At 57.9% G+C, this 11652-nt stretch carries 7 protein-coding genes and 1 pseudogene; 3 read left to right on the top strand and 5 right to left on the bottom strand.

Annotated features, from left to right (window positions below; translation table 11 throughout):
• The first annotated feature begins 116 nt into the window (after positions 1-116).
• Both WA354_RS14760 and WA354_RS14755 read left to right on the top strand, forming a co-directional pair.
• The gene (locus tag WA354_RS14760; RefSeq protein WP_472813779.1) at positions 117-1373 is read left to right on the top strand and encodes an efflux RND transporter periplasmic adaptor subunit; all 1257 of its coding nucleotides are present in this window, start codon (positions 117-119) and stop codon (positions 1371-1373) included.
• A 2-nt stretch (positions 1374-1375) separates the two neighbouring features.
• Positions 1376-2908, top strand: coding sequence for an efflux transporter outer membrane subunit (locus WA354_RS14755; protein ID WP_472813778.1), 1533 nt, complete (start codon positions 1376-1378; stop codon positions 2906-2908).
• A 95-nt stretch (positions 2909-3003) separates the two neighbouring features.
• Here WA354_RS14755 and WA354_RS14750 read toward each other — a convergent pair whose 3' ends face one another.
• The 3 genes from WA354_RS14750 to WA354_RS14740 form a co-directional block, all read right to left on the bottom strand.
• Positions 3004-4437 (bottom strand): DUF1501 domain-containing protein, encoded by a 1434-nt coding sequence (locus WA354_RS14750; RefSeq protein ID WP_472813777.1) that lies wholly within the window; start codon positions 4435-4437, stop codon positions 3004-3006.
• Positions 4438-4446: 9 nt separating this feature from the next.
• Positions 4447-7284 carry a DUF1800 family protein gene (locus tag WA354_RS14745; protein WP_472813776.1) on the bottom strand — a complete coding sequence of 946 codons (2838 nt, stop codon included), beginning with the start codon at positions 7282-7284 and terminating at the stop codon, positions 4447-4449.
• Positions 7285-7600: 316 nt separating this feature from the next.
• A complete protein-coding gene (locus WA354_RS14740; protein ID WP_472813780.1) occupies positions 7601-9751 on the bottom strand; it encodes a PA14 domain-containing protein in 2151 nt (716 codons plus the stop codon).
• A 732-nt stretch (positions 9752-10483) separates the two neighbouring features.
• Here WA354_RS14740 and WA354_RS14735 point away from each other — a divergent pair.
• Positions 10484-10780, top strand: a complete 297-nt coding sequence (locus tag WA354_RS14735) for a YXWGXW repeat-containing protein (RefSeq protein WP_472813775.1) — start codon at positions 10484-10486, stop codon at positions 10778-10780.
• A gap of 86 nt (positions 10781-10866) precedes the next feature.
• Here the strand turns inward: WA354_RS14735 and WA354_RS14730 are convergent, their stop codons facing one another.
• Both WA354_RS14730 and WA354_RS14725 read right to left on the bottom strand, forming a co-directional pair.
• Entirely contained in the window at positions 10867-11271 is a 405-nt protein-coding gene (locus WA354_RS14730) for a hypothetical protein (protein ID WP_472813774.1), read from the bottom strand.
• 181 nt (positions 11272-11452) lie between these two features.
• Positions 11453-11652: pseudogene (locus tag WA354_RS14725) on the bottom strand (transporter); the annotation flags it as partial.

Below are 11652 nucleotides of genomic sequence, written 5' to 3'. Positions count from 1 at the left end.
CTTTTCTGTCGTGCACGGATGGATCGAAAAGCGGACCAGATCCACCATGCGCGAGAAGCAAGCCGCAACGTTTGACGAGTTCGACTAGTTAGCACAAGTTCTTCGGAGCGAGATTTATGAGCAACGAATCCAAACCGAATCAGAAGCCGCCTGAGGCGCACAAGCAGGTTCCTCACGAGGGACATGACACGCAGCACGCACCTGTACAAAGGCCGATTGCGCCGAGATTTGCCATCACGGGGATCATCATCGTGCTGCTGGTGTTTGCGGCGCTCGCGACGTTTGGAATCCTGAGCCGCATCCACCACGATGATGTTCTGGCCAAGACGACCCGGGAATCGGCTCCTCCCGTGGTCATTGCGCTGCCGCCGAAAAAAGGCGATCCGATCGACACATTTCTGCTCCCTGGCAATGTGACCGCGTATACCGATGCACCAATTTACGCGCGCACCTCCGGTTACCTGACAAAGTGGTACTACGACATCGGTTCTCACGTGAAACAGGGGGCGCTACTGGCGGAGATCGCAACCCCAGAGCTGGATCAGCAACTGAGGCAGGCTGAGGCTGACCTGGGAACCGCACAGGCGAATGCGAAGAATGCGCATTCGCAGGCGCAGCGCTACCAGGATTTGGCACCATCGAATGCGGTTTCGCAGCAGGACACGGAGACTTTCACCAACCAGGCTACAGCCACGGCATCCGCGGTGAAGTCGGCCCAGGCCAACGTCGACCGGCTGAAAGAGCTGGTGTCGTTTGAGAAAGTCTACGCCCCCTTCGACGGAGTAGTGACAGCGCGCTCCATTGATATAGGACAGCTGATTGATACGGGAGCGGCAAAAGAACTGTTTCACATGCAGGCTCTGAACACGCTTCGCGTGTATACCAACGTTCCACAGCTCTACACGACCAACCTGAAACGCGGTTCGAGGATTGACATTACGTTTCCCGAGTATCCGGGACGAAACTTCCAGGGAACCTTGGTTCGAACTGCGAATGCCATCGATCCCGCGAGCCGTACGTTGCTGGTTGAGATTGACGTGGACAACCGAAAGGGCGAGTTGCTGCCCGGATCGCTTGCGCAGGTTCACTTCAAGACCCCGGCGATGGAGACGTTCATTATTCCGGTTTCGGCGATCATTTTTCGACGCGAGGGAACCCAGGTCGGTACGGTTGGCAATGACGGCATCGCTCATCTGATTCCTGTGACGATTGGCGAGGACGATGGGGCGACCGTGCAGATTGTCACCGGGCTTAAAGAAGGAGACCGCGTGATCCAGGATCCGCCGGACTCGTTGATCGAGGGCGAGAAGGTAAGTCCGCAGAGCCCGAGCGGTCAGAACCAGGATGAGCAGCCGGGACCGGGGGGCAAATAGCGATGTCGTCGGGATCAAAGCTGCTGGTTCCGGCTGCGCCTCACTTCCGGCTTGGAGAAAAGCCGGTGCGGTGGATGCGTTTGCCGGCAACAGGCCTTGTCGTGCTTCTTTCATTGCTTGCCGGATGCAAGGTCGGGCCCAACTACCAACGGCCCGCCACTGCACCGCCGCCGGAATACAAGGAGGGTGGATCGGCAGGAGCGATCGTGCCGCCGCCCAATCCAAATGGCGGAACGTGGAAGCCTGCATCTCCCTCCGATGGCATGCTGCGTGGGAACTGGTGGGAGATCTACCAGGATCCGCAACTGAACGCGCTTGAAGAGCAGATTGTGCCGGAGAACCAAAACCTGCGCGCAGCGATGGAGACATACTTTGCGGCGCGCGACCAGGTGCGGGTGGCGCGGGCAGATTTCTACCCCACGTTGTCGCTTTCGGGAGTCGCCAGTCGCGACCAGGTGTCTTCGCATCGGCCATTGATCGTGAACAGCACGCAAACTGGGTACAGCGATTTCCAGCTCGAGGGCCAGGCGAGCTGGGAGCCGGATCTCTGGGGCCGCGTGCGCCGCACCGTTGAGTCTGCCCATGCAAGCGCGCAGGCCAGCGCGGCCGACATGGCGAATCTTGACCTGAGTCTGCATGCGGAGTTGGCGTTGGACTACTTTGAGTTGCGCGGGCTGGATTCGGACGCGCGCCTCCTCGAGCGGACGGTGGCGGACTACGAACATCAGCTTGATTTGAATCAGCGCCTCGTAAAGGGTGGCCTGGCCACCGAAGTCGTCGTGGCGCAGGCATTGACGCAGTTGGAGACGACCCGGGCTCAATTGGTGGATTTGAATGTGGCGCGCAGTCAATACGAACATGCAATCGCCACGCTCATCAACAAAGAGGCGCGCGACCTGACGTTGACGCCGGCGCCGCTGGACCTGGCGCTGCCCAAGGTCCCGGTGGGTGTGCCCTCACAGTTAGTCGAGCGCCGTCCGGATGTTGCGTCAGTTGAACGACGCACTGCTGCCGCCAATGAACAGATCGGAATCGCGATCAGCGCGTTTTATCCCAACGTGGTTCTCGGCGGTGGTGGTGGATTTGAGAGCACCAATATCGGCACGCTGATCCAGGGACCGAGCGCACTATGGAGCCTTGGCGCGCAGGCGACGCAGCTGCTTTTCGATGCCGGAAAGCGGCGCGCGATTACCGATCAGGCGAGGCACAACTACGAGGCGCAGGCGTCGACCTATCGCGCCACGGTGCTCGGTGCTTTCAATGAGGTGGAAGACCGCCTGTCGGACCTGCGGGTGTTGAACGAAGAGGCCACTACGGAGCAGCGCGCTGTAGCCGCCGCGCAGCACTCGCTGGACCTGTCGAACCAGCGCTACAGGGGAGGCGCAACGACCTACCTTGAAGTGCTGGTGGCCGAAAGCACGCTGCTGACCAACCAGCGCACGTCAACGGATCTGGTGACCCGCCAATTTGCGGCCAGCGTGGGGCTGGTTCGCGCCCTCGGTGGCGGATGGGATGTCACGCAACTGCCTCATTGACGATTGGTTCCTCTCGCAATGAGCAGTCATCGGCGCACATTTCTCAAAGTTGGCCTGCATAACGCCCCTGGGCAGATTTCGAACAGATGAGATTCTTAGCCCATGAAGCCGAGGTAAGGGCTTGAACCGAAGTTGCCAAGGTTCGGAAGAATCTGGCGGATCTGGCCGTCTGATAATCCGAACCACCGCGCCAGGGTTCCCGCATACTCATCTACAGAAATGGCAGGAATCAAACGGCCAGCGCCGACGTCGTTGGCCTGGTTAGCACCAACAACAGGGTACTGGCCGTAGATGTCCTGCCCTTGCACCGCCCCACCCACAACAAAGTGATGGCTTCCCCATCCATGGTCAGTGCCGTTGCTATTAGATGTAAGGGTCCTGCCGAAATCCGAAGCGGTAAATGTGGTCACCTGTTCTCCGAGGCCGGCCGATGTCATGAGTCCATCGAAGTATTCGAGAGCCTGCCCGAGTTGTGTGAGGAGGGTCGCATGCAACTGGGCCTGGTTATTGTGAGTGTCGAAGCTGCCGAGTTGCACGTAGAAGATCTGCCGGTTCACGCCAAGTCCTGAACGGCCGCCGATGATCCGGGCGACCGTTTGCAGCGAGGTGGCAAGAGGATTGTCGGTGAGCTTGTTGGTAACGGGATCCAGGTACTGCGGCGGATCGGCGATCCCTGTCGCGCCCGCCGGCAACATGGAAGTCGAAAGCTGCTCCTGCGCGAGTTGCGAGCGATTCACGACGACTTCGTATTCCTTTGCGAACAGATTTGCCTCATCGGCGGTGAGAATCGACGAAAGCGCGTTGGTACCCGCCGGCTGACCGAACAGCGGCTGAGCCATACCTGCGATGGGAATTGGACCTGCGGACGTAACGTTAAGCTGATACGACGACTGACCTGATAAGAACAACGCGATTCCCGCAGTCGAGATGCAGGTGAACATGGAGTTTGAATTCATGCCCATGCTCTCGATGAGATCGGCCACCGATCCGCCCCAGCCGATATGTTCGGCACTTCCCCCGTTCGACGCAATCGCCTGCCATGCCGCCGTTTGATCGAAATGCGAATAGAGTGAAGCGGGCAGTGGAACAGAGTTGTTCATCACCTGGGTTTTTGTTACTGGCGCAATCAGCGTGCCGACATTCGACACAACCGCCGCGCGACCTGCATTGAACAGGTTTTGCAGTCCACCCAGAGAGGGATTCAATGCGAAGGTACGGCCACTTTGCGAAGTTCTCGGCACGATCGGAAGCAGCTGACTCATTGGATAGGCAAGACCAGGTGCGCCCGAACGCGCTTGCGTGAAAGCAGAATAGGATTCGGAATCGGTGGCGATCACGGTGCCATGACCGTCGTTGCCGCCCTGCAGGAAGACGCATACCAACGCGCGGTAGTCGGATGCGCCGGAACCTTGTGCCATCGCCGCAACAGAATTCAGTTCCATAAGAAACGGGCTCGCATAGAGGCCCGCCATGGAAGCCATGGAGGCTGTACGAAGAAATTGGCGGCGGGATCGTTCGAATTTATTCACTGTGATCTCCTAAAACTGCGCGCAGAAAGCCGGTGAAGCCATGGTGAGATAAATCGCTGTTTGCACGCGTGCCGTAAGAGCCGCGTTGATGGCGTTTTGATCTGCCGAGGGAACGGGAATTGCACTGACTGCCCCCAGAATTTCACCGCGCAGAGTACTGTCCATCTGCCCTGCCATTAGCAGTAGATTGACCCGATCGACGAGCTGATCGGGCGTGTTTGCAAGGCTCAGCTCAGCACCGTAGGACGAGAAAAGATCCGAACCATTTTTTGCGTCGCTGCCAATTGCGTACTGCATGTAATTCAAATAGCCGACGACGGTTGTAACGTTCGTCATCTGCATTTCAGGCGCGACCAACCCGGCCTGCTCGATGCTGGTTGCGGGAGGTGAGAATCCTGGAGTGAACCAGTTAAACACGGTTGGCGAGCGCATCGTCATCTGTCCCAGACCCCAGATTGGATCCTCTGATGAGCCGAGGAAGTACCCGCCATTTCGCGATTGCGCGGTGAAAGCGCGTGCCCAGTTGGTGTATCGGAGGAGCGCTTCGCGCACCTTGCCATATTGCGGATTACCTGCGTCTGCGGCCATGTCGCGGGCTTCAGGGTCGAGAAGGATTGCCGTGATAACCGCCTTCATGTCACCGCGAACGCCCTGGCCGTTGTCTTTGAATACAGCGGCGACGCGGCCCACGTACGCGGGGCTGGGATTTGATGTCACCATGTGCTGAATCAACTGCTTCGAGAAGAAGGCCGGCAGATTCGGATGATTGAAAAGCGTATCGAGCGCTATTTTCAGATCGCCATTGGGATCCGGTGAGCCCGACGCTGGAATCGTCACACCAAGAAAATCCTTCTCCTCGGTGGAATGATGATTCGCGTAAGCCTGCATCTGCAGAAGATCTTCGCCGTAGCCGGTGCCCACGTAGATGCAGCAATTGGACCACGCGGTATCGCCGGTGTTGCCGGGGACGTTCCAACTGAACCCGGTGAAGACCTTTGCTAGTCCCATCACATCGTTATTCGAATAGGTCGGAATCGGCTTGCCGGTTGAATCAAGCTTCTGCGTGCCGTCGTCATTCAGTTGATAGAGGCCGATGGTAAAGAGCTGCATGACTTCGCGCGCGTAATTTTCATCGGGATCGGTATTGGCATTGCCCTTGTCATTCTGGAGCATAGAGAGGAACTGCCCCATCATCGGGCTCAGCGTCACGTCCTGAAGCAACTGCCTGAAATTTCCAAAGGCGTCGGCGCCCAGAAGATCGTAGTAATTGGCTTCTCCGCGCGGCATGTTCTGAACGGCTGGGGTCGTTCCAGAAATGACGAATTGCTCTGACAGGGCGTATTGCAGGCGCTGCCTGAGCTGGTCATTCGCACCTGTTGCTTGTTGCCAGAATGCATTCTCGACGTAAATCTCGCCCTGGTTGTTTTGCACAAACAGCGATGTGTTGCACTTCAAATCGGATGCACCGCAAGAAGGATTGTTAAGTAGCAGCGCCTGCTCCACGATGGGTTCACGGAGCGTCTGCGGAATGTTGAACTGCTCATTGAGCCAGGGCTGATATCCAATCTGCGAGAGGTGATGAATATCCGCGTCAGTTGCGCCAAATGTCGCCTGGTCGAGGAAGCGTGCTGCATCCTCCGGCGGGACGGCCAACGTGGGAGCTCCGCCGGCGACATCTTCAATCAAGTCGTTGGAGGTGGCCGGTCCCGGACTGGGATTGAGCACCTGCAGGTCAAGCGTGCCCGGCTCAGTGGTGGTGAGGTTTGCCGTGAGTTGACCGCCGCTGTTGAACGTTGTGGAAACGGCAGCGCCGTTCACCAGAACCTGTGCCCCGGATATGAAGTTCTGCCCCTGCACAACGACAGAAGCAGATCCAACGTTGAACGAAGCTGGCGTTGCAGAGCTGAGAATTGGAATCGGATTCAAAACCGCAATATTGCGATTGATAGAAACGCTCGGATTGTCAACGCTGACCACTGTGAGTTGAACGACGTTTGGAGAGGGAACAACCGCGGGAGCCGTGTATGTAATCGAGCCATCGGTATTCGAAACTGCAGTGCCGATCTGGGCGTTGCCGCCTGCCACTCCATTGATGAAGAGGTTGACTGCAGAATTGTCGGTGCCCATAACGGTCAGACCAATGTTGAGAGCATTGCTTACGCGAACATCGGTTCCGTAATTGGGCTGAAGCGTGAGTACGACCTGCCCCGGCCCTACTTTGATCGAAAGCGGCTTCGTCGTCACCGATCCGGGATTCGGGTTGCTGACCGCGATTGGAAATGTCCCCGGATTCGGAGCAGGGATAGACGCCACTAATTGAGTCGACGAAACGAAGGTCGTCGGAACCGCGGCGCCATTCCACCAGATCTGCGCGCCGTAAACAAACTGCGAACCATTCACCGTAACCATCGTGGTGCCCTCGGAGAAGGCACCCGGAGTGACCGAGGTCAAGACCGGAATCGGATTGAGAACGCCGATCGCAACCAACCCGGGAGGATCATTCGGAAATTTCGCGGTCGTGCTGGTGATGGATACCGTATTTGGTACGGGAACAATCGCCGGCGCCGTATAAAGTCCGGTGCTGCTGATCGTGCCAAATTCCGCGTTGCCGCCCTGCACGCCGTTTACGAAGAAGATTACCGGCACCCCGGTCGTCCTGGCGTTGTCCTTCAGCTGGATTTGCTGGTTCACCCGAAGAGTGGTTGCGGACGCAGAAATTCCGGCATAGAACGAAGGGTCAGTGACGGCGAAGTAGCCGCAGCCCGAGAGCAGCGGGATGATTGCAGCAAGCGCCGCAAGACACAGCGAGAGATTCAAGCCTGAAAGGCGCGAGGAAGTTACTTGCATTTACGCTCCTGGTGTGCGGGGAAAGTGATGCACTGCATTCCTCTGGGTGGAGCGGGCCGGAAAACAGCCATTGGGAGACTTATGCGCCGGATGCTCGGTTAACCGAATGGCCCGCGTGCGCTATCTCTTCAGCAACAGAGGATGCTCTTAGATTTGTACTCAGGCATGGGGTCGACGAGTAGCTATGCCTGCATCTGTTCGGTACCTAAAGGGAATCAGATTTAAGTGAAAGACGCCAGATGCCTTCCGTTCCGAAGGGGTGGAGCGTGCCCTCACAAAAGTAACTTCACTTCAGGCGGATGGAGCGGCGTGGGACCTATTTCAGTTTCGCATCGCTCACGGTGTCGATGCGGGCATGGGTGTAGGCATCGGGAGGAACATCCGTCAGTGGGAGCGAGGGACCTTCCCAAAGCACACGCGGCGAACCCTGGCTTACGGAGTGCAGCCCTTCGATATGGAGAGTGTGGCGGCCCGCGCGCAGTCCGATGGACCCGTGATCGTAGCGCACGGCGTTCCCGGGCGATCCGCAGACCTGGGCAAAAGGTGGGCCCGTTTTCGCGATCTGGATTCCATCAATAACCAGCCTGGCTCCATCGCGTGCCATCAGGTGGAAGGTGTAGCCGCCGTCAGCGGGAATGTCGATGAACCCATCCCATGCAGCCACATAGCGAGTGAATCCGTGCGAATCGGCGTGGAGGTTCGGCGAATCTCCGTTGAAGACCGCTGTCTGGCGGGTGAGATCCGGCAGCTCAGTCCATGTGCCGGGGTAGATCTGCCAGAGGAGCCCCGGGAGCGTGGGGCCGGCGATCTGTGTGGCGTCGTGCCACTTTGCGACTGCAACAATTCCCTGTGCAGCCCAGTCCTGTTGATCCTGATTGTCTTCAGCTTTGAGCAGGACGCGAAACCGGCCCGCGCCAGTCGATCCGTCGAGCGCGGTGCCGAGAGCATCGGGAAATTTGTGCTTCACTTTTCTGCCGTGCGCTTCTGTTCCGTCGCCAAAGAGCCAGGTGAATTTCGCGTGCGGCGAAGGGTCTGCGGTAAACGTGACCTTATCGCCGGGAGCGAAGACGGGAGGGTCCACAGTGAAGTGCGCCACGGGACCGGAGGGTGGGAGGAATTTCGGCGGCGCGGCGCCTCCCGCCGTGATCAATTGCAGCTCGGCTTCGTTGGTGGCGCGGTTCTGATCGTACTTGACGTTGTCGAAGGTGACATCTCTGACGTTGCCGGTGATGGTGGACGTGGCGAGGGGTGGCTGGTCGAGCGCCCAGATGTTCTTGAAGAGCACGCCGTGAACGGAGGGCTCCTGGTGATCGATCTGGACCAGCGAGTACCAGTTATCGAGCCAGAGATTCTCAAATGTGTAATTTGAGTGATCGCCCTTGGAGCCGTTGGCTCCCCACATGCCGAGGATGCCAAAGGTCTGTCCGCACGCGCCGATGCCCCCGTGGAGAATGTCGGAGTTTCGCAGCGTGAAATTTCTGGAATTGAAAATCTTGCGCGGCCACACCGAACGAACAATGTTGGAGATACTGGTGGAGAGCTCGCTGTCTTCCACCGTAATGTTCTGCACGTCCCGACCGGGACGAAGCATGTCGGCGTCTGTGTAGCCGTCCCAATTGCCCATCAACGCGATATCGTCATCCGATGCGCGAAGGAACGAATTCTTAACGAGCCCGTCGGAGGAGCCAATCCAGTCAATGCCGTCCTGATTCGCATTGCCGGGATTACCGCCAATGACACGGATGTCGTCGAAGGTGAAGCCTGTGGAGTCCTTCAACTGGATAGACCAGGTGCGCGCACGGACGATGCAGGTTAGTCCATCAATCTCGACGTTGTGCGACTCGAGCGCGCCGACGCAGTGCCAGTCCGGTTTCTGCATCCAGCCTTCGTCAGAGTTAGGATCCTGCGTGCCTTCGTAGACGATGGTGCCGCGGCCAAGCACTTTGACGCCGCTGACTTTCCAGAGGTTGAGGCTGCCGTAGAAATAGGAGCCAGGCGCGAGGTAGTAGGTATCGCCGCTTTGGGGATTGAGGCTCTGGTGATAGACGCCCGCTTCGAGTACATGAACGGAAGGACTCGCGGGCGGGGGCGGTGCCGGCGCCTCACCTGCGAAGACGAAGAGCATGGTGGCGTGATTGAGGAAATCGCCGGGACGTGAGATGGAAAGCTTTTGCGGCCCGGCGATTTTGAATCGAATGGTCTGGCCGTCGCGCACGGGGCGAATACCGAGCCGCCACGGTTCGATGTCGACGCCTTTATCCCAGAAGCCGGGCTCGGCAGCGGTGATGGCGATGGAGACCGGGCCAGTGACATCAAAGTTGACGAAGTCGTAGCTGGCTGCAGCGTGAGCAACTTCGACAGGCTGATTGTTGACCATTACGGTGAAAGCGGTGGAGTGCAGCTCTGGTGGGACGGGAACAGGCTGAACGCGCGTAGCGGCGAAAACCACGCCAGAGAGCGCGAGCACAGCCGCCAAACACACACCAAGAGCACGCAAGAAGCAATGACCTGAAGAGAAGTGAAGACCAGTCCACTGTAGCACTGCGGCCGCGAGACCCGCGTAAGCACGGTCACGGGTGCGTCTGTGCCGGACTGTCCGGTATAATTCGGGACGCGAACGAAGCCCATTCCCAGTTCGCGCTCGCCCAACGTTCGCGTTCAATTCTCTGTGGCTTTCTCTCGAACTTCCGTTCGAGTGTTCGATACGACTCAGACTCTCTTCCCGAAGGAGACGTCATGTTCCAGCGCGCTGGTTTTCGCCATCGTCGGCATTCGCTTGTATTTCTTCTGGCCTTTGGAGTCATATCCGCGGCGCCAGTCTCTTCGCATGCTGCAAGTCGATCGAGTATCGCCATCGATGCATCGGTCACGATTGTGGAAAGCGCGGACCAGCCGGTGCCCGTGCGGCGCGCGACTGAAGATTTGCTAAACGATTTCAGCAAGGTTTTCGGACAGACGCCGAGCCTCGCCAATCACATGGAGGGGTCGGGGCAGATAGCAATCCTGATCTCGGGGCCGCAGAGACCGTATGCGGGAATCAAATGCGCGGAGCCGACGCTCAGTAGATGTGCATTGAGGAATAATGGTCAGGGCGGCACTCTGTATTTTGCCAGTATCAACAATCATGCAAGAGGTGTACTCTGAACCCAAGTCTCGACCACCAAAATTCAGACAGAATTCTAAATTGAGGAGTGAACCTATGTCCTTTTTTCGCGCTGCCGGTTGCGCAGTACTGCTAACGGCCGGACTTATCGGAAGTGCGCAGACAACAGTGATTCGTGTTGCACCACCTCCGCCCGTACGCGTGGGGGTAGTTGGCGTCGCACCCGGTCCCGGTTATGTGTGGATCGCCGGTTACCAGAGTTGGAATGGCCACGGGTACGTATGGGTCGCAGGAAGGTGGGTCCGACCACCACGTGTTGGTGTTGTTTGGGTGCAACCACGCTACGTCCACACCGGAAGCACCTGGGTCTTTCATAAGGGTTACTGGCGCTAAAAGGTCGCTCTAACGAATCACACATAATCGGCAGTTGAACAACCTCCGCGATTGCAAAGTTGCGGAGGTCGTGTCATTTTGCTTGACTATTTGTCCGCTGTCCGGCTACAGATCGCTTTGAAGCACCAGACAATCATGACCACATGAACCAGAACGAACGGCCAAATGCCTATTCCTGGCAGTCCCAGGCCCACCGTTGCATACGCGAGCACCGCAGACACACCTGCGTTGTATACCAACATCGCGGAGATGAGCCCTTTCGCGGCTCGGCTCTCACTGTCGCGTCGCATGAGCCAGCAGCCTACTCCCAGGGCGAGCAGAGCCACCGCGGCCACACGCGCAACGGTTAGCGCCGCGGGCGAATCAAGTGGTGAACTGAGCAGGAGCTTGAGCGTAAACGATGGAATCACCATCAGCACTAAGCCAGCTCCCAGTTCAATCGCGGCTGTCACGGTCAGCAGGTTCTTCATCTTTGCGTCGCCGCTAATCATCAAGCTGTTCTCCGTAACAACCATTTGATTCCATACTCCTCTTCCGTTGAATGCTTCGCATGTCTCGTCGGATCAGACGAGGATCATTTAGGCCTTCCCAGCCAGCCATATTGCCATGCAACCGATACATTCTGATAATTGCCGCCAAACTGGATATGGGCGCCATCGCTGTAGCTGAACTTCAGTGATTGATGCTTTGTGATCGGAACCGCGGCAGTGCCCCCAGGCGGGAGTTCCGCTGTTCGGCGTTCGAGTTCTCGACACCACCTGCGTTTGTTTCGCCACCTGCCCAGTAGTTGCCGTCGAGTGAGGCCCAGAGCCCCCGTTTCTTGAAGTCGTAACTGAGATGTCCCTCAAACGCAACCATGGGCTTTTGCATCA

Origin of the sequence: Occallatibacter sp. (assembly GCF_049802275.1) — a bacterium.
Taxonomy (GTDB): domain Bacteria; phylum Acidobacteriota; class Terriglobia; order Terriglobales; family Acidobacteriaceae; genus Telmatobacter.
The sequence above is the reverse complement of the archived record's forward strand: the minus strand, read 5'-3'. Positions and strand labels throughout refer to the sequence as shown.

Excerpts from the sequence above, each read along its gene's own strand:
- WA354_RS14735 (WP_472813775.1), top strand. The coding sequence starts at position 10,484 with ATGTCCTTTTTTCGCGCTGCCGGTTGCGCAGTACTGCTAACGGCCGGA.
- WA354_RS14745 (WP_472813776.1), bottom strand. The coding sequence starts at position 7,284 with ATGCAAGTAACTTCCTCGCGCCTTTCAGGCTTGAATCTCTCGCTGTGT.
- WA354_RS14755 (WP_472813778.1), top strand. The coding sequence starts at position 1,376 with ATGTCGTCGGGATCAAAGCTGCTGGTTCCGGCTGCGCCTCACTTCCGG.
- WA354_RS14760 (WP_472813779.1), top strand. The coding sequence starts at position 117 with ATGAGCAACGAATCCAAACCGAATCAGAAGCCGCCTGAGGCGCACAAG.
- WA354_RS14730 (WP_472813774.1), bottom strand. The coding sequence starts at position 11,271 with ATGATTAGCGGCGACGCAAAGATGAAGAACCTGCTGACCGTGACAGCC.